22 protein-coding genes are annotated in these 18444 nt (G+C 45.3%); 10 read left to right on the plus strand and 12 right to left on the minus strand.

Going from position 1 to position 18444, the window contains the following annotated elements:
• The first annotated feature begins 63 nt into the window (after positions 1–63).
• From C9I98_RS21340 to C9I98_RS21355, 4 genes are all read left to right on the plus strand, one after another.
• A complete protein-coding gene (locus C9I98_RS21340) occupies positions 64–381 on the plus strand; it encodes a GNAT family N-acetyltransferase (RefSeq protein ID WP_170111233.1) in 318 nt (105 codons plus the stop codon).
• 51 nt (positions 382–432) lie between these two features.
• Positions 433–858 (plus strand): bifunctional diaminohydroxyphosphoribosylaminopyrimidine deaminase/5-amino-6-(5-phosphoribosylamino)uracil reductase RibD, encoded by a 426-nt coding sequence (locus C9I98_RS21345; RefSeq protein ID WP_036825180.1) that lies wholly within the window; start codon positions 433–435, stop codon positions 856–858.
• Positions 859–933: 75 nt separating this feature from the next.
• Positions 934–1719 (plus strand): phosphotransferase family protein, encoded by a 786-nt coding sequence (locus tag C9I98_RS21350; RefSeq protein ID WP_036825181.1) that lies wholly within the window; start codon positions 934–936, stop codon positions 1717–1719.
• A gap of 15 nt (positions 1720–1734) precedes the next feature.
• Entirely contained in the window at positions 1735–2424 is a 690-nt protein-coding gene (locus C9I98_RS21355) for an SDR family oxidoreductase (protein ID WP_036825183.1), read from the plus strand.
• 5 nt (positions 2425–2429) lie between these two features.
• Here the strand turns inward: C9I98_RS21355 and C9I98_RS21360 are convergent, their stop codons facing one another.
• Positions 2430–2921, minus strand: coding sequence for a peptidylprolyl isomerase (locus C9I98_RS21360; protein ID WP_036825184.1), 492 nt, complete (start codon positions 2919–2921; stop codon positions 2430–2432).
• A 122-nt stretch (positions 2922–3043) separates the two neighbouring features.
• On the minus strand, positions 3044–3694 hold the full coding sequence (locus C9I98_RS21365; protein ID WP_036825185.1) for a glutathione S-transferase N-terminal domain-containing protein: 651 nt from the start codon (positions 3692–3694) through the stop codon (positions 3044–3046).
• A gap of 62 nt (positions 3695–3756) precedes the next feature.
• Here C9I98_RS21365 and C9I98_RS21370 point away from each other — a divergent pair, with 62 nt between their 5' ends.
• Positions 3757–4218, plus strand: a complete 462-nt coding sequence (locus C9I98_RS21370; protein WP_036825187.1) for a methyltransferase family protein — start codon at positions 3757–3759, stop codon at positions 4216–4218.
• A 74-nt stretch (positions 4219–4292) separates the two neighbouring features.
• On the opposite strand, the gene pdxY is transcribed toward C9I98_RS21370, so the two are convergent.
• Entirely contained in the window at positions 4293–5147 is an 855-nt protein-coding gene (gene pdxY, locus C9I98_RS21375; RefSeq protein ID WP_036825188.1) for a pyridoxal kinase PdxY, read from the minus strand.
• A gap of 258 nt (positions 5148–5405) precedes the next feature.
• Here pdxY and C9I98_RS21380 point away from each other — a divergent pair, with 258 nt between their 5' ends.
• Positions 5406–6920, plus strand: coding sequence for a peptide MFS transporter (locus tag C9I98_RS21380; RefSeq protein WP_107272464.1), 1515 nt, complete (start codon positions 5406–5408; stop codon positions 6918–6920).
• A gap of 78 nt (positions 6921–6998) precedes the next feature.
• On the opposite strand, the gene C9I98_RS21385 is transcribed toward C9I98_RS21380, so the two are convergent.
• The gene (locus C9I98_RS21385) at positions 6999–8483 is read right to left on the minus strand and encodes a multiheme c-type cytochrome (protein ID WP_107272465.1); all 1485 of its coding nucleotides are present in this window, start codon (positions 8481–8483) and stop codon (positions 6999–7001) included.
• 277 nt (positions 8484–8760) lie between these two features.
• On the opposite strand from C9I98_RS21385, the gene C9I98_RS21390 reads away from it, so the two are divergent.
• Complete coding sequence (locus tag C9I98_RS21390; RefSeq protein ID WP_036826683.1) at positions 8761–9129, plus strand: hypothetical protein; 369 nt, start codon at positions 8761–8763, stop codon at positions 9127–9129.
• Positions 9130–9194: 65 nt separating this feature from the next.
• Here C9I98_RS21390 and C9I98_RS21395 read toward each other — a convergent pair whose 3' ends face one another.
• Positions 9195–9596, minus strand: a complete 402-nt coding sequence (locus tag C9I98_RS21395; protein ID WP_036826686.1) for a nitrous oxide-stimulated promoter family protein — start codon at positions 9594–9596, stop codon at positions 9195–9197.
• Positions 9597–9842: 246 nt separating this feature from the next.
• Between C9I98_RS21395 and C9I98_RS21400 the strand changes: the two genes are divergently transcribed.
• Together C9I98_RS21400 and C9I98_RS21405 are read left to right on the plus strand one after the other, a co-directional pair.
• Positions 9843–10136 (plus strand): hypothetical protein, encoded by a 294-nt coding sequence (locus C9I98_RS21400; protein ID WP_036826689.1) that lies wholly within the window; start codon positions 9843–9845, stop codon positions 10134–10136.
• A gap of 362 nt (positions 10137–10498) precedes the next feature.
• Positions 10499–11140 (plus strand): thiopurine S-methyltransferase, encoded by a 642-nt coding sequence (locus tag C9I98_RS21405; RefSeq protein ID WP_107272466.1) that lies wholly within the window; start codon positions 10499–10501, stop codon positions 11138–11140.
• 160 nt (positions 11141–11300) lie between these two features.
• On the opposite strand, the gene purT is transcribed toward C9I98_RS21405, so the two are convergent.
• Positions 11301–12476 (minus strand): formate-dependent phosphoribosylglycinamide formyltransferase, encoded by a 1176-nt coding sequence (gene purT / locus C9I98_RS21410; RefSeq protein ID WP_107272467.1) that lies wholly within the window; start codon positions 12474–12476, stop codon positions 11301–11303.
• Positions 12477–12808: 332 nt separating this feature from the next.
• On the opposite strand from purT, the gene C9I98_RS21415 reads away from it, so the two are divergent.
• Positions 12809–13213, plus strand: coding sequence for a hypothetical protein (locus C9I98_RS21415; protein ID WP_107272468.1), 405 nt, complete (start codon positions 12809–12811; stop codon positions 13211–13213).
• A gap of 111 nt (positions 13214–13324) precedes the next feature.
• Here C9I98_RS21415 and C9I98_RS21420 read toward each other — a convergent pair whose 3' ends face one another.
• The 6 genes from C9I98_RS21420 to C9I98_RS21445 all read right to left on the minus strand — a co-directional run bounded on the left by C9I98_RS21420 (position 13325) and on the right by C9I98_RS21445 (position 18224).
• Positions 13325–14290, minus strand: coding sequence for a TAXI family TRAP transporter solute-binding subunit (locus C9I98_RS21420; RefSeq protein ID WP_245907222.1), 966 nt, complete (start codon positions 14288–14290; stop codon positions 13325–13327).
• 129 nt (positions 14291–14419) lie between these two features.
• On the minus strand, positions 14420–15307 hold the full coding sequence (locus tag C9I98_RS21425; RefSeq protein WP_036824259.1) for a DMT family transporter: 888 nt from the start codon (positions 15305–15307) through the stop codon (positions 14420–14422).
• Positions 15308–15484: 177 nt separating this feature from the next.
• On the minus strand, positions 15485–16372 hold the full coding sequence (gene cdd / locus C9I98_RS21430) for a cytidine deaminase (protein ID WP_036821415.1): 888 nt from the start codon (positions 16370–16372) through the stop codon (positions 15485–15487).
• A 188-nt stretch (positions 16373–16560) separates the two neighbouring features.
• Positions 16561–17241 (minus strand): CidB/LrgB family autolysis modulator, encoded by a 681-nt coding sequence (locus C9I98_RS21435; RefSeq protein ID WP_036821417.1) that lies wholly within the window; start codon positions 17239–17241, stop codon positions 16561–16563.
• Positions 17238–17597, minus strand: coding sequence for a CidA/LrgA family protein (locus C9I98_RS21440; protein ID WP_036821419.1), 360 nt, complete (start codon positions 17595–17597; stop codon positions 17238–17240). Before C9I98_RS21440 ends, C9I98_RS21435 begins: the two co-directional genes overlap by 4 nt.
• Positions 17598–17702: 105 nt before the next feature.
• Positions 17703–18224 (minus strand): winged helix-turn-helix domain-containing protein, encoded by a 522-nt coding sequence (locus tag C9I98_RS21445; RefSeq protein WP_036821421.1) that lies wholly within the window; start codon positions 18222–18224, stop codon positions 17703–17705.
• Positions 18225–18444 lie beyond the last annotated feature (220 nt).

An 18444-nucleotide genomic window follows, 5' to 3' on the forward strand; every position in this document is an offset into this window, starting at 1 on the left:
GCCAGTTTAAGGGCTTCTGCTTTAAATTCAGGAGAATGGATAATACGTTTCTTCTTGTTTGTCATGATTCACCTCGTTAGTGATTGTACTCACTTAACTCGGTGTCCAAAACTGCTGGTGCGGATCACTTGGCGAGATGCTAACTACCTTGGACAGCTATATGTTAAGACTCAATATCACGGCCAAGGTATTGCCAAACAATTAGTTGATGAAATGAAGCAGTTGAGTCACGCAGAAGTGATTCAAGTTAAAGCTTCGATTTATGCAGTCGGTTTTTATAGTAGGGTCGGTTTTCAGCCAACCGATCAAGAGCAAAGCATCAATGGAATACGCTATATTCCAATGGAGCTAGTTGTAAAGCAGCCCATGAGTAGCACTTAATCTACTATTGCACATAATCATCATGCTATTCGGTTACTAAGGGCATTATAAATGCGTGAACAGTTTATGTTGAGAGCGCTTGAAATATCAAAACAAGCGTTGCCTCTATGTCTTCCTAATCCTCCCATCGGTTGTGTCTTGGTGAAAGATGGTTCTATTGTGGCTGAAGGGTTTACTCAGGCGATAGGGGGCGATCATGCTGAAGTTCAAGCGCTTAAAGCGTACTCAGGCTCTCTAGATGGTGTGACAGCCTATGTCACACTTGAGCCCTGTTCATTTGTTGGGAGAACACCAGCATGTGCTAAAACATTGGCAAACTCGGGTATTAAAAGCGTTGTGGTATCTATTCTTGATCCGGACCCTCGCAATAGCGGAAGAGGTATAGAAATCTTAAAACAGGCTGAGGTGAATGTTGAAATTGGCCTTTGCCGTGAGCAGGTGAGTCACTTTCTCGCACCATATTTAGGGAAATCATAATTATTGATCTCTGGCTTCGTTATATCCATTAGCTGTAACATGATCCCAAACCCTATGCAGCTAGAGAGTGTCTAAATGGTTAAGGAAGAACTGTCACAAATGGGCTCGGCGAGTGTGTATTTAACGGAGTACCAGGGCGTTGAGTGTATTCGTAAGCTTGGCGCTTCGCCTATCGAACTGAGTTTTTATCAACATTCGGCCCCATTACTTCGGCAGGCAGGCGTTAATATTCCTGACCTTATTCATGCTGATGGCACTGATTTATATATTGAATTCATTCCCAACCCCATTGCGCTCAATGAGTTAAATCAAACAGATGATGTTTATCGTCAAATCTCAATTATCCATTCTCTTAACCTGGAAAGCCCACCATATCTGAAAACGCATGAGTGGTCTTTGGCTAAAACACATAGTGCATTTCAAATTCTAAACTTGCCTAGTGCTAGTCAAGCTGTATTAACACACATCCAAACGCAAAGCCGTTGTTTATTTTCTCCCGCAACTTTGATCTCCGGTGACACCAATGATGGTAATTGGGGACGCCGTAACACTGGCGAATTGGTTTTGTTTGATTGGGAAAGGTTTGGTTATGGCAGCCCCGCCATTGACTTAGCGCCCTTGGTTAAAGGGATGGGCTGCCGAGCAGATTACGAGTCTGTTATTGAAAGGTATCTAAAGCACAGTACAGCCCAATCGGCTGGAGAGCTGCTGAGACAGCTGGTTATGGCGAAGGCCTGGATTGTCATTGATGTAGTTAATCTGCTTGTAGAGAGAAACAACCCAATGAAAGGGAAGTATATCGATTGGTTCAACGAAAATTTACCCTACTGGCTAGACGAAACAGCGGTAGCCTCGGTTTAAGAAAAGGAATTGAATATGAGTACTGTAGTGGTCACGGGTGCAAACCGCGGTATAGGTTTAGCTTTGGTTAAAGAGTTTATTAAGCTAGGTTGGCATATTATTGCGACTTGCCGTGATCCAGAAAATGCCACTGTGCTAAATCAACTGGCTCTTGATAATAGTCGGTTGTGTATTTATCCGTTAGAAGTGACAGATGAACACTCTGTGGCGGCCTTTTGCTCTGCACTTGAAGGGAAGACGATTGATGTGCTGGTCAATAACGCAGGTATCTTTGGGGGCGATGAACAAAGCGTTGATAATATGGATTATCAAGCGTGGCTGAGCGTGTTTGAGGTGAATACGTTGGCACCGTTTCGAATTTCGACATTATTGAAGCCTAACTTGTTGTTGGCGTCAAATCCGAGGGTCATTTCTATTTCAAGTTGTATGGCATCACTGAGTGGGGAAAGTGTGGGGTCCTATGCTTACCGAAGCTCGAAAACGGCTCTGAATAAAGTTATGCAAGTTTTAGCGAACGAATATAGGCAAGAAGGGATTATTGTTTGCCCTATTGATCCTGGTTGGGTTCGAACTGATATGGGGGGTGAGAATGCAGATATTTCCGTTGAAGAAAGTGCGTCAGGCTTAGTGTCGCTCATTGAAAACTTAAAGCCTGAGCACTCCGGGCGTTTCTTCACATGGAATAGTAAAGAAGTACCTTGGTAATAGGATTATTTGATCATCACTTTCTCAATGACAATAGGAATGACAGGTACATCTTCATGGCCGAATAGAGTGGTTGTGTGAGCTTTGGCAATGGTATTAACAACATCCATGCCTGCTGTGACTTTACCAAATACCGCATAGCCCCAGCCTTGGTTAGTTGTTGAGGTATGATCAAGAAAATCATTATCGGCAATGTTAATAAAAAACTGTGCGGTAGCTGAGTGAGGGGCGTCAGTTCGTGCCATGGCAATGGTGCCATAGCTGTTCTTTAGGCCACGGTTCGCTTCATTGACGATAGGTGCACGGGTTGCCTTCTCATTCAGATCTTGGGTATGGCCGCCCCCTTGGATCATGAACCCGTCTATGACGCGGTGAAAAATAGTGCCTTCGTAAAATCCGTCTTGGCAGTATTTCAAGAAGTTTTTTGAGCTAACAGGTGCTTTGTCCATGTTTAGCTCAATTTCGATATTGCCGAGGCTGGTTTGGAAAATAATCATAATATTGTTGGTCACGTCATAATATTGTTGGTCACGTCATAATGAAGTTGGTCGGAGTATACTTAACTCTATTTATTAAGGGTAGGCTAAAGTTGGCAGCTATATAGTTTTAATAAGCCCGTTTATACATGGCTTAATATTTGATCTTCTCGGGTGTTTTGCCATTCTGGAAACGGCGTCATGGCTTTGGCGTAGATAGGCGTTTGCACAAGACGGTTTATCCAATGGTGAGTTTGCTGATAAGGTGAACTTAGAAACCATTGCCTTTCTACGCGAGAGAATTGGCGGATAAAGGGGAGTAGGGCATAGTCAATAAGGCAGGGTTTGTCCTTAACAATACATGTTTGCCCCGATAAGACTTGCTCTATTTCAACCAGGAATTTTTCGCATTCGTCGCGAAAGTAGTATTTACTAAAGTCTTTGCGTCTCGTAGCTTGTTTATAGCGTTCAAGAAAAGGGATGAACTTAGCATCATGGCGGTGCACTAATTCAAGTTGGGTTACGTGTTTAGAGGATTCATCTAGCAAGTGATGAGGGTCGTTGTGCTGTAGTGCCCAGAGCATGATATCAAGGCTTTCGTTGATGATTTCGCCGCTGGGTAAAACCATCAACGGCACTGTTGGGCTTGAGGATATAACACGCATTTCATCAGGCACCCGTTTTAGGGAGACTTCACGAAGCCGAGTGGATTGTTGTGCACATATTAGCCCTAAGCGAGCCCGCATTGCATAGGGGCAGCGTTGGAGAGAATAGAGAATGGGTAGTGAGTCCATGATGATCTCATTTATCTATTGATGAATATCAGTATACGTATTTTTATCGACAAGGATGCTATATGGAGCAGTTAGAGCTTAAAGTCCCACCGCTGGTGTTAGTGATAATCGCCGTTGGGTTAATGGTGCCTTTGGCTTTGTATTTGCCACAAAGCGAGTGGCTGCAGAGCGCTGGTGGCTGGCTCGGTACGCTGTTCATTGTTGCGGGTGGCTTGGTTGCGATAAGTGGTGTTTGGGCATTTAGGCGATCGCAAACCACCGTTAATCCGATGAGTCCTGACACTGTTTCTGAGCTTGTAACGTCGGGGATATATAGATATACCCGTAATCCTATGTATCTTGGTTTTTTGCTGACGCTGATTGGTGCGAGTTGCTGGTTAGCGAGTATTTATACGCTTATTCCATGCGTTCTATTTGTGCGTTATATGACGACTTTTCAAATTAAGCCTGAAGAGCGGGCATTGGAGCAGCTATTTCCGCACTCTTTCCCAGAATATAAGCAACAAGTAAGACGTTGGTTATAGTCTAGCTTGGCCGTTCTATACCGATTGGCGAATTGCTGGTTCAATACAGCCGCAATTCGCCAGAAAGGAGTGAGTTATAAGGCCGTGATAGAGAAGTTGGTTGCAGGGGCAACAATTTCGTCTTGTGCTGCAATCGTTTGAAGTTCCCACTCGCCTAATGATGACGTTGTTCTGAGTACTGCGTAGCAAGCATCGTTACAGTGCTCGAATGCCTGCTCTGGCTGGTTTGTTGTCAGCAACTGGCCTGTGAAAAGGGCAGAAATTAAATCACCCACCCCTACAGGTTGCTTATCGAATTCAAGGTGCGGGCGTTGTGCAAGCCAGCAGCCTTCTTGGGTCGCTAACATCATCGAGAACTTTTCCGAAGAAATACTGTGGAGGTGCTTAACCAGCACAATTTTCGGGCCTTTCTCCAAAGCTGCCTTACAAGCCGTTACAGCATCTTCCAATGAGTTAATTTCCATCTGTGCAAATTGGCTTAGCTCGAATTGGTTCGGCACAATGATGTCGGCCATTGGCATTAGGGTGTTAATTAAATGCTCGGCAATGCCTGGTGCCACAATACAGCCTTTGTCAGGTGCGCCCATCACAGGATCACAAACGTAAAGCGCGGCGGGGTTGGCCGCTTTCACTTTCTCTACGGTGTCTTTAATGGCTAGGCATTGCTCGGCGCTGCCCTGGTAGCCGCTTAGGATTGCCTCACAGTTTTCAAGCTGGCCAATAGCGGCCATGCCTGCAACAAGGTCAGTAATGTCTTTGGCTTCGAAGGCGCGTCCAGTCCAGCCTTGCTGGTATTGGGTATGGTTGGAAAATTGAACGGTATGAATTGGCCACACTTCATACCCCATACGTTGCAGGGGAAATACAGCAGAGCTGTTACCTGCATGACCATAAACGACATGAGATTGAATAGACAAGATGCCTTTCATTGATAAATTCCTATTGGGTATGACGTAAGGGGTTAGATAATAGTTGGATTGTACTTATATCACAATCACTTAACGGCGGGCTCATCACATTTAATTGGAATAAGCCGTGCTAGAAACCATGTTTTTTGTCTCAATCTCACATAAAAGCAATAATTCACGTTAATCAACTGGTTTCAGTGTGATTTATTGCGCTCGATCTCGGAATGAAAGTTCGACCAATGCTAGTTTTTGCAGTGCATAATATTGAAGGAGTAGAATATGCAAGATGCAAACACTAGGTTTCCATTTATTGCCAGAGTGTTAATTCTAAGGCAATTTCTGTGGGGAGCTGCATTCTATGGTACATACGTACTACTGACTAAATTTTTTCTTGTAGAACTTAATTATAGTGAAGCCGATACCATCATGATGATGGGTGCATTTGGTGCGGTTGGGCCTGTTTTTTCCGCTGTGGGCGGGTTTGTGGCAGACCGTTATATCGGTTCTTTTCGTGCTGTTTATATAGGCTATACCGTTTATACAATTGGCTTTTTCACCCTTGGTATTGGGGCGAGTAGCCTAAATGTTCCCCTTAGTATCTTTGCTATTGCTTTGATCGGTTATGCCCGGGGTCTGTCGGCAACGAGCCCAACAGTACTTTTGGGTAACTCGTACTCTGAAACTAACCGCGAGTCATTCCAGCAAGGTTTGACTGTGAACTACTCAATCAATAACTTAGGTTCATTTTCTTCGAAATACTTGTTCCCATTCCTTATCGCCTTCCTTGCCTATAGCGGTAACTTCTATATTGCTTCAGGGCTAATGTCGATCACTTTGGTGCTATTTGTCTTGTTCCGTGACCGCTTGGTTGCTGTGGGTAACGACATCGACCGCCGCCCTGTAAGCTTGAAAATTTGGGCTGGTTTTATTGTTGGTTCGGCACTCATGCTAGGGTTAGTATTCTGGGTCTTCTCAAACTTGGATGCCGGTAAATACCTGCTTTACGCGTTAGGTTTCGGTGCTATTGGCTACTTTGTCTTTGAGATTACTCGTGCGACCAAAGCTTTCCAATACAAGATGATGGCTGTTTTGATCATGATCTTCATTATGATTGTGTTCTATTTCTACTACGGCCAAATGCTTACCTCGATGAACATTTATGCCATTAACCTGATGGGCGATAGTTTGCTTGGCTTTATTCCAATTCGTCCGGAGTCTAATGCGGCATTTAACCCATTGTGGTGCTTTGTTTTGGGTGGCCCTGTCATCTTTGTATACGGCTGGCTTGAGAGGAAAGGTATTTCACCATCGATTCCAACCAAGTTCTCCGCGGCATTCTTGTTTAGTGCGATAGCGTTTTCTTTGCTTGGCCTTTCAACCAATTTTGTTGGCGAAAGTGGCAAGATTTCTGCTGACTGGATTCTTTGGGTTCACTTCTTCCAGTCATTGGCTGAGTTGATTGTGGGTGCTTTGGGAGCGGGCTTTATTTTCGAAATGGTACCACGCTACCTATCGGCTTTCTCAATTGGCTTACGTTCGGTCGCACTTTCTTTGAGTGGTATTCTTGCTGCGGTAATTTCTACGCGTATTGCCCTGCCAAAAGATCAAGTACTGACGCCAGAGATCATCGAGAACGTTTATGCTAGCTACTTCTTCAACTTGGCTATCCTGGCCTTGGTGATGGTGTTTGTCACACTGGCATTATCCAAGGTGATTGCGAAGTTGGTGCGTAAAGGCGAACAACTTGAGCAACAAGAAAACCAGTCTGACGAGTCGCTGACTGTTCAGCACTAATTTTACGAGTTGTGAAATGATCAACGCCGGCAAATGCCGGCGTTTTTTTATATTAATTTTTATGTAGGTATTAATAGGCTAGTGCTTTGGCACACTGGCTGTAACGGTTCCTTCCGCCGTTGTTGCGGTTTGCTCCGTGATATTGACTTCTGCTGAAGTTGTTGTCATTTCAACAATATCGACCGTTAACTTGCCTTCTCCCAGTAGCTCGTCAACCAGCATTTGTGAGAATGGCCAGTAGTTCAAGGTTGCACTGAGTGATAGGGTGCCGGTGACATCCACAGGTACTAGGAAGGTGTAGTCAACAACAGAGTATCCCTTGGGCGGGATTCTGGTATCCGCTAAAATTCTATCCACTTCCCATACATTCAAGTCGACAACATTGCCGTCTGAGTCGCCCAAGGTCACCTTAAAGTTACGGGTGTTCGGTTCAGTATGGCCATCGACTACAGCGCCGGAACGGTAAACCGTCGTGGCGTCTTGAGCGGAGTTAGCCATAAAATCAACCCATACTTCACGCCCTTCAGGGAAACCCGTTGGTAGTTTGTGGCCAGCACCAACATTGGTCACTTTCACTTTTATGGTGATGAGCTCGCCAGGTGTCACTTCATGGGGCAAGTCTATGAACTCTATTGTGGCGGCAGATCGCAGCATAGCGCGTGCGAGCTCGGCACTTTCAGGTTCATTGAAGTAATTATGAAGTGTGGAGTTTCCGCCTGTGAATTCATGCGAATAAATATGTTCCCTTTCCTTGCCCATTACCGCCGAGCGACCAGGATTATCATTGACGCCCGGCCCAGGGGTCATATGACAATCTTGGCAATGGATGCCTTGTTCGTTATAGGCACTTTCAAGCCATTCATCGTAAGTTCGTTCAATCGGGGTGCTGTTTACCGGGTGGGAAACATTATGACAGGTGGAGCAAAATTCTGAACGCGTATGGAGATCAGAGTATTCAGTTTTATGGTAGGGAGAGACGGCGTCACTGCGTGGGCCTAATTTAACATGCTTTTCTTTATTGGGAGAGAGCACATAAGCCCCGTTATCGTGCCCGCTAATGCCCGTGATGTTATGGCACACTTCGCAATTCACACCGGGCAGATGCTCTTTGGTATCTATCATTTTGGCTGTGGCGTCCATGCTCGTCATGCCGATAGGGCTATGACAGGCAATACAGAAATTATCGATCTCCCCCTTGGTCGCAATGCTGGCACGTTTAAATAATGCTTGATAAATAGGGTCGTCCCAGGATTTTGCCATAACAGAACGTTTCCACTGCTGGTATATCTCGCTATGACAACTTTGGCAGACTTCTGGTTGCTCGAACATATCGGGTGTGAGCGTTTTGCCGTTGGTGGAAGCCCGAGATGGGAAATAGGGTAGAAGCTCTGCAATCTTGTCAGGATCAGTGATCTTATAAGGCTTCAGCCACTTTGTGTCGTGGTGAGTTTCTTGAGCAAACACGGGTGCTGAAAATAAAATTGATAGCAATAATAACCAAGAAAGATGAAAAAACAGGCGTAACCCATAAGGGTTACGTTTTTTGTTACTGTATGATTTCATGTGATTTTTCCATATTATTGTCTGATAACCTAGCGATATGAGTGTAGGAAAACTAACTTTGAGACGGTGTCACAAAAGGAGAAAGTAGACACATTTAAAACATGGACATTTGTTTGTGCGACAGAAGCGATGTTCTTTTGGAGAAATTAATTTTTTCTACGGTGTTTCAATTTATACCAAGCATTCCCTTTCAAAAATCTTATAAATTTTCGCTGAACCTGCATCTTGAAGTTGCTTGGGTATATAATGTTGACTTCATTGCATGAAGGAATAAGTTGTGAAACAAAGAATAAAGCTTGGTTGCTTGGGAGCGTGTTTGATTGCGCTGGTAGGGTGTAACGACGTCTTGGATTTAACGACAACACCCGTTAAAAATGTCGAGAAAATGAACGTTGAAGCCAGCATGGTCGATGTGTACTGCGTAACAGGCATATGCCAGTTCGAATTGGCAGCAAATCAAGAAACACAAGTCACTGTAAATATGCATTACAGCGACACTAAGGTATTCGAAAAGATTGAAGGTGTTAGCGTCACCGGCGAAACCAGTTCATCTGTTGGTATGGTTGATGGCAACACCTTCGAGTTGACCTTGGCCGGCAGTAATAAACCGGCTTTAATTCAGGTGGTCGATTATTACCGAAACTAGTGTCATTACCGGATTTAAGAATAAGTTAAGCTTGTTTTTTCACTACGGGCTAACCGGCACTAATTTCACGAATTGATTTTATTGATGGCAACTCGCATATGGCGGTTGGAGGCATTGGCTGGTGGTTTTGGCTCTACCTCTTTTTTTCCTGCCATAAGATGACGGATAGCAAGATAGGGATGGCGAAATAACATTTTCGGGCCGGCATAGCGCATGATTTCTTTTGAGCGAGCTTTATAGTCGGCTTTATAGCAATGGATTGGGCATAATTTACACGTTGGCTTGCTCCCTCCATATGGGCAGCGATCGAGACGAGTATGCGCGTAGGCAAGAAAGTCTTCACATTCGTCACAGAGTGACGCTGACTGATGTTTGTCTCGGCAATAGATGACGACCATGGCTTTGATGGTTTTGAACTCGAGGTTTAAACTTTCGATCAAAAAATCGTGCTGTTCTGACTGTTTCATGATGTTCCCATTAATCAAACAAAGCAGAGTGATTAACCGTGTAATTTAACTTTAGGTGTATTTGTAATGTAACTTATAACTAATGCACAAAACCATGACCTGAATCGTGATTTTTTGGGCAAAATGCGTTGATCTTGTTAAGAGAACGAAAAAAACATACAAATATGCCAAGAATCAGCCCTGTATGGGTTGATTTCATTGGTTTTGAGCAGTAGTATCCGCACCTCTTTTTTTGTGGTGGTGTATATGAGCAGATTTGAGTGCCTAGAAAGAATTGTCGACGAATACCGTAAGAAAGTTCGTGACGCGGAGTTTAATAAACAGAATGACAGTGAAGTCGCTAAAGTGTTGGTTCTGCTTGTTGGAAACTCTATGTTCAACTTGGCAGATGAATTTGCAGATTGGGTAAATCGTGGTGGCGATCGTAGCTACGGCGGTAAGTTCTTTGTTTCTAAGCAGCTAATGACGTTGCTAGAGCCAGTGACTTTCCGTGGTGTAACGGTTCGTCGTGACTCGATTAAGTTGTTCCGAATCTCATAATTCGAATAGCCCAATATCGTTTATTCAATGACTCTCATAAAGAAAAATTGAAAAACAGAATTTATGCTAGCCGATACGAGTGCCTACCCGTGAAAGCGTGGTGAGCCTTAATAGGTTGGCAACCATTGGCTCAATAACTGGGTCAATGACAAGAAAAGGTGCTTCGGCATCTTTTTTTGTATCTGAGGCTTCGTGTGTGCAATTCTTAGGCGTTGCGATTGAAATCTACTCTATGTGTGGTTGGGTGGATAATGACGGCGCAGAGAGCGTTTGAGCGCCTTGGATGGGCTAACTTGTATGACAGGGTAGGCTCTGATATAACTCTCTGGAAACATAGTCAGCCACTCAAAGAGATAAAATAAATGGATGCAGAATTTTGGCACAGCCGCTGGGCGGAAAACCGTATTGGCTTTCACCTGGACGATACCAACCCAATCTTAGTGAAGCATTGGCCAGCAATAAGCCATTCGAGAGAGGATGTTGTTCTCGTGCCGATGTGCGGTAAATCCGTTGATTTAACTTGGCTTGCTGAAAAACACAATAAAGTGGTGGGTGTTGAGCTTAGCGATATTGCCGTCCGCGCTTTTTTTGCTGAGCACTTTTACACGCCGATGGTGACATCGCTTGGTGGTAGTCAAACCCTGTATGAGTTCGATGAAATCAGCATTTACTGCGGTGACTTCTTTGCCACCAATATTGACCCAGTAGACGTGGTTTATGATCGTGCAGCACTGATTGCCATGCCGCAAGATATGCGTCAGCAATATGCCGATAAACTATTGTCCTTGGTTAAGCCGGGTGGCCGCATTTTGCTCGTTACGCTAGATTACCCTCAACATGAGATGGATGGCCCTCCATTCTCTGTGACACAACAAGAAGTCGAAGCCTTGTTCTCGCAATGTAAAGTTACCCATCTCGATCGCGATGATGCGGATGAAACGCACCCGCGACGCAAGCGCGGCCTCACTCGCTTTGCTGAGGAAGTCTGGCTGATTGAAGCTTAATGATTGTCGATAAAACAAAAAGGAGCTCATACGAGCTCCTTTTTAGTATTCATGCCACCCTCGAAATAGCTACTCCACAAAACAGCCACCCCACGAAATTGCTATCCAGTTCAGAGGGTGAGCGAATGGCGTGACGCTGTCACAGCTGGCTATGTGATAATTAGCATTCAACCTTGATGTCAGCCGCTGTTGCAACCGCGTCTTCAATCGCTTCTTCAACCGTGTTGCGGCGAGTAAGGGCAACACCAAGACGGCGGCGACCATTGATTTCTGGCTTACCGAAAAGGCGAACCTGTGTATTTGGACGTGCTAGCGCTTCGGTTAGGTTGTCAAAGCGAATATCCGTTGAAATACCGTCAGCAAGCAATACCGCCGATGCCGATGGACCGTATTGGTGAATCGAGTGGATAGGCAAGCCAAGGAATGCACGAACATGCAGGGCAAATTCCGACAGCTCTTGTGAGATCAAGGTCACCATGCCAGTGTCATGTGGGCGAGGTGATACTTCACTAAACAGCACTTGATCGCCTTTAACGAACAATTCAACACCAAATAGGCCGTAACCACCCAGTGCATTAACGACTTTTTCAGCAACGTCTTGTGCTGCTTTTAACGCCGCTTCTGACATTTGCTGTGGTTGCCATGATTCGCGGTAATCGCCGTCTTCCTGACGATGACCGATTGGGGCGCAGAAGTGAACGCCGTCGGCTGCACGCACAGTGAGCAAAGTAATTTCGTAATCGAATTCAACAAAGCCTTCAACAATGACACGTCCAGCGCCTGCGCGGCCGCCTTCTTGAGCATATTGCCATGCCGACTCGATATCAGCCGGTGTTTTAATCACGCTCTGGCCTTTGCCTGAAGAGCTCATGATAGGTTTTACAACACAGGGGGTACCGATGTGCTCAACTGAAGCTTTGAAAGCTTCAAACTGATCGGAGAACTCGTAAGGCGATGTTGGGATAGACAGTTCTTCAGCGGCGAGTCGGCGGATACCTTCACGGTTCATTGTTAGTTTGGTTGCATTCGCTGTTGGTACAACGTTCAAACCTTCTGCTTCCAGCTCTACCAGTGTATCTGTGGCAATTGCTTCGATTTCAGGTACAACATAATGCGGCTTTTCAACTTCAATGACGTGCTTTAGGGCTTCACGATCAAGCATGTCGATAACATGGCTACGATGGGCAACTTGCATGGCTGGGGCGTCGGCATATCGATCGACAGCGATAACTTCTAGGCCTAAGCGCTGACATTCAATCGCGACTTCTTTACCCAGTTCGCCAGAGCCAAGAAGCAGTACGCGTGTTGCGTTTAAGCGGGTTGCAGTTCCTAACATCGGAGTTCCTTACTGAAAGTGGTCAAACTGGGGCGATCATACAGTATTTTTTTGTTTGCGCAAACGTTTGCTTTTTGTTTTCTGTCCATCCCTTTTTGTGGCTTATTCTTGGGTTATCAGCACGATAGTCAATGAGATAGTGCTTGTTGGCTTGCTGAGCAAAATGAGAAATATCGCTGGTATATTGCGCATTTGCGGCAGTGGAATGCTGCTATCAAACACTGTTCATAATTTGTCAAAGTTCTGTCATGATTGGGGCTGAACGCTCGAAATCAAGGAACTTTCCCGTTAAATTGACGCCAGTTTCGATTGATTAAAGCAGTAGTATAACCATGAAAAAAGCGTTAGTAGGTTTAGGTTTGTTGTGTGCACTACCAATGCAGGCGCAAGCGGCACAAGCTTTGGGTGTGTTTTTCGGTAGCCCGATGTCAGGTATTCAATATAAGCACCATGACCTTCGTTTCTCACTCGGTATTGACGATTTTGGCTTGGCTTTTGACAAGACTTTTAACCTAGGATCACTGACTAATGATCCTGGTATGAATAATATCTACACCTTCGTTGGCGCCCAATATGTCGATAAGAAGTATGACAAACTGGGTGTTCGTGGCGGTATTGGCTTTGAAGTGCCAATCAATAGCTTTGAGTTTTATGGCGAAGTAGGGCCGACGCTATACGTAGTGGAAGACGTGGACCTCGAGCTTGAAGGCCAGTTAGGTTTCCGCGTACGCTTCTAACGTTAATTTCCTTCAGTTAGAAAAGCCAACCCTTTCCCAAATTGGGATAGCGGGTTGGCTTTTGCTTTTTGGGCCTTATTCTTTTAGCAAAGTCCTGCCAGTGTTTAGCTGTTAATCTTTGATTAATCCCGCTTCTACGTAATATTGCTTAGCACCGTCATGAAGTGGGGCTGAGAGGCCATCTTTGATCATCTCTTCTTTTTCTAAATGGGCAAACGCGGGGTGAAGCTTTTTGAATGTATCAAAGTCGGTGAAAACGGCCTTTACAACTTGGTAAATTAGGTTTTTATCAACCGCTGCTGAAGAGACAAATGTTGCCCCTACGCCAAAGGTTTGCACATCTTTGTCAGACCCCTTGTACATTCCCCCTGGTACGGTAGCAACACGGTAGAAATCATTCTCTTTGATAAGCTGTTCAACGACAGGACCAGATACTTCGACAATGACGCTATCACAAGCGGTTGTCGCTTCTTTGATGGCACCACTTGGGTGGCCAACGGTATAAACCATCGCGTCAATTTTATTGTCGCATAAGGCTTTGGATTGTTCTGACGCTTTCAGCTCTGAAACCTGCGCAAAGTCTTTCTCTGTCCAGCCCATTGCACCCATTAAGACTTCCATCGTGCCACGTTGGCCAGATCCCGGGTTACCGATATTGACTCGTTTCCCCTTGAGATCGGAAAAAGTTTTGATCCCTGAATCTGCTCTGGCAACCACAGTGAAAGGTTCAGGGTGAATAGAGAACACAGAGCGTAGTGACTTAAACGGCCCTTTAGATTCAAATTTACTGGTACCGTTATAGGCATGATATTGCCAGTCTGATTGGGCAATGCCCAAGTCTAGCTCGCCAGCACGGATGGTATTGATGTTGTAAATAGAGCCACCGGTTGATTCAACAGAACACCGGACACCGTGCGTTTTTCTGTCTTTGTTGACCAAACGGCAGATGGCCCCACCGGTTGGATAGTACACGCCGGTGACGCCACCAGTACCGATAGTAATGAAATCTTCAGAGGCCGCTGGTAGCGACAGGGCAATGGCTAACGCCCCAATGAAAGAAGAAACCCAAGTGCGCATTGTCATAATGAGACTCCGTTGCGTAACAAAAGGTGATGACCATGAAGTGTAGTCGCTAGATTGGATTCTTTTGTCGTGCAGATAAGAAAATCCCCGCAAAAGCGGGGACTTGATAATCGGTCGGGAGGGTTATTGGGTTACGGGACGCTTTCTGTTTTCCCATTGAGTGATGAATGCGACAGAGGCAATGATGATGGCTGCGCCAAGCCACAAACGGCCAGGTGGCACCCAACTGAATACAAGCCAGCCCGCCAAGACATTCAGAGGGAGCTTGGCATGGTCGAAAGGCTGTACGAAGGAAGCATCTGCCACAGCATAAGCTTTGGCAATGGCCCATTGCGCCAGTGCCGTGAGCAAGCCTGCGCCAATAAGCAGCAGCCATGTCACACCTGTTGATGGCATGGTAAAGCTCGGTATCGCGAGAAAAATATTGAATGGCGTGATTAGGATCAGCAAGTACACGACGATGGTTGTTGGCGAATCATGGGCTGACATCTTCTTCACCATCAGTGAATAGCATGCCCAGAAGAAAGCGGCGCCAACAGGCAGTAGCGATGCCCAACTGAAATCGTCACCCCATGGCTCGAGAATGATCATTGCACCGATGAACCCGCTGAGGGTGGCAACCCAACGTGCGGTACCGACTTTCTCTTTTAGGAATAGGCCAGATCCAATGGTGGCAAACAGTGGAGAGGTCATTAGCAATGCAATCCCTTGCCAAATTGGAACAGGGTAAGCCAGCGCCCACAGCCATAGTTGAATACCGATGACGGAAAGGAATACCCGGAAACAATGCATGCCGAAGTGTTCGGTTTTTAACGCATTGCGAAGCCCAAGTTTATGCAACCAAGGGAAAATGGCCACCAATGCGATGAAGTACTGAAACAGCGCCACCGTGGTGGATGGGATATGCAAAATCATACTGACGTATTGCGCCATGCTATTAACAATGGCAAAGGCCAGTCCGGCGATAAGCATCCAGCTCGCGCCTTGAAGCGGGTTATGTTGATGTGACATGTTATAAATTTTGTAGTTAACCTAGAAAAATCATACACCTGCTTTTACGGTGAATAAACTTGTTTTATATAAAATGTACATAAATAAAAACCGCCAATAGAATTGGCGGCTTTAATGGGAACAGAGTAGCTATTCGCTTGCTTGTTTAAGCTGCAATATCTTTAAGCAGCTATATATTTAAGCAGCAACGTACGTTAGCGGTACATCTGGGTTTAGTGCTTCAAGTGTTGTTTGGGTATCAGATAGGTGGCTGATTGTGCTATCAGCTTTTTCTACTAATGCCGCTTCTGCAATTTCTGCTAACGGGTAGCCAGCCATGTTCATGTTCACCAAAGCAACTTGAAGCGGGGGAAGACTCGGGTTGAATGCCGCATTCTCTGCGTACATGCCAATAAAGGTCTGGCCGTCTTTGGCCTTAAGTGCCACGCCGCTGAAATTCTTGGTGTAGGGTGCATGAGCACGGTTGGCTGCTTGGCATGCCAACGCAACTAACGCTTCATCTGCTTCTGTAGTCATACCGTGGTTTACGGTTGATAGCAGGGCATCTGTAATATTGAGATCTGCCGGGCCAAACGACTCAGGTAAGTATTCTTGTAGGCTCTTTGCTTCACGCTCAGGCAGTTGAACAACAAGTTCTTGTGCTGTCGTTAGCTCATTCATGAACTGGCGGCAGTGGCCACATGGGCTGTAGTTAATGGTGATATCGGAAATACCAGTTTCACCTTTAACCCAAGCATGGCTAATCGCAGATTGTTCGGCATGAATTGTTTGCGACAGGCAGGCACCAACAAATTCCATGTTAGCACCAAAGTAAAGTTTGCCAGATTCGCCGCGTACAATTGCGCCGACATAGAAGTTAGAAATTGGAGCGACGGAATAGGCAGCTGCTAGAGGAAGTAATGCCACGCGTAGTTCGCTGTCTGTCATTTGTGTTTGCGACAGCAGCTGAGCAAAGGTCTCAGGGCTAATTGTTGCATCGAATGTATCAGCTTCTAGAACAGGTTTAATAGCAGAAGCTAAATCAGCGGGTAGAGAGCCTAAAGCATCCATTACTTTAGTGTGCATGAGTTATCACTCCGTCTTGTGTATGGAGAAACATTGTAGGCATAGAACTAAAATTATAGTGTGATCATTGTCACAAATGATTGTTGATGTTTGCAGTTGTTGCATTAATGAGAGTCGGTTCACACAGTTTACAAAAATATAGCCTATATTAATCAACAGGTTAAATATGTATTCGATTGCTTACACAATTACGCGAAAAGGTAGACAATCAAAGGAAAGATCAGTGGCGCCAATATAGAAGTCATCACGCCACAAATCACTAGGGCCAGTGAACTGAATGCACCGTCTTGGTAATTTTCTTCTGTTGCTTTTGCGGTACCTAACGCGTGCGATACCGTGCCCATGGTGAGTCCTTTTGCAATAGGTGCCCTGGTACCCATTAAGCGGAAAATAGGGTAGCCCAACACAGCGCCAAACAGCCCTGCAATGATGACCATAACAGCCGCAATAGAAGGTACACCGCCGACTTGATCCGCCACAGCCATTGCAATGGGGGTGGTGACCGATTTTGGCAAAATACTGGCGGTGAGCTGTAAATCTGCCCCCATCAGCAAAGCAATGCCTGCACCGGTGAACATCGACAGCACGCTACCTACGAAGCAGGCGGAAAGAATGACTTTCCACTTTTGGCGAATTTGCGAAAGTTGCTCATAGAGAGGAAAGGCAAGCGCAACGACAGCGGGCTCAAGCAGTGCATCAAGCCACTTGTTTTGTTCGAAATAGGTTTCATAGGGCACATTCAGCCACATTAGCAGCGGAATAATAATCACCAAGCAAATCAATAGTGGGTTAACAATCGGGTGCTGCAGGTGCTTGGAGATATAACGTGCCGTATAGAAAACCACTAAGGTAGTGATAAGCCAGATCATGCTTTTCCCTTTTCCTTTCCTGTTTCCTTGTACTGCAGTGCCAACCCAAGGACGATAAAAACGACGATGCTACTACCCAAAGTACTTAGCAGGATGATCATGGCATTGGCTTGGAGAAGATCGAGATAATTGATTAAGCCAACACCAACGGGCACAAAAAGCAATGCCATGTGGCGGATAAGTAAATGGCAGCCTGCCATTGCCCAAGGGGAAGGGATAAAGCCACTTGAAAGTAAACCAAATAAAACCAGCATACCTATGATGCTGCCGGGTATTGCAATTTGGGTGTAGTGCTGGATAGCTTTGCCAATCATAAGGCAGACAAAGATGATGAAGAAAGAACGTAGATAAGCCATGAGCCCCTTCGTTAACTGGAATTGACTCATTTATCATACAAAATAAATGTGATCTAAGCCACGGTTAAATCATTAAATTACATTTGTAGAAAATGGGCGTTTTGCTCAGTAGTTTGAGACAAGCACAATGGCTAACCCCGCTGCCGCCAATAAGAACACCGAGATCTTATGCAGCAAACTGTGCTTCACGATATGTTCAGTAGGGCTTTCAACAAACTCATCCTCTTCAGGCGGTGAAGGCTTAACGGGTTGAACGGTTTTTGTTTGATGGACGAGTCGGCAGGTTTTCTCTGGCAACGGTACTCTAAAACCATAGTGTACGACTGCTTCAATGGGAATTGCAGCCTGTCCATTGCGTTCAAGCTTCTGAGTAAGTGATTTCAGCAGTGTATTGAGATCGTAGTGGTTGTTGTTGTCTTCGTACGGATCTATTTGCGAGAAGGTTTTGTCATAGAGTGGTTCTGCGCTGATCACTTCACCAGCACAAAAGCACATGGCTTCCAATAAACGGGATTCATGAACCGTCAGCGGGGTTTCGGTACCGTCTTTCCACACCAATAGGTGTAAGTCTGGTTCAAAATCAACAGTATCGAATCGGTAGCAACGGGTGAGTGTTTTTGTTGTCATATCAACCACTTTAAATTCAACTTCGAATCCATGAATGACAAACGGGTAATACCTTACCTCTTTCTCTCCATATAGTGTTGATGGTGATGTATCGAAGCGCAATTTCAGGAGTGAGGATTTTGTCTTATAAAAAAGCCTCTTGGTGTGACTGACACAAGAGGCTTGATAATATATTAGGTTTTTCTGCTGGTTAGCAGCGAGAGTTCGCTACCAAAAAATT

The organism is Photobacterium sanctipauli, assembly GCF_003026495.1.
Classification (GTDB): domain Bacteria; phylum Pseudomonadota; class Gammaproteobacteria; order Enterobacterales; family Vibrionaceae; genus Photobacterium; species Photobacterium sanctipauli.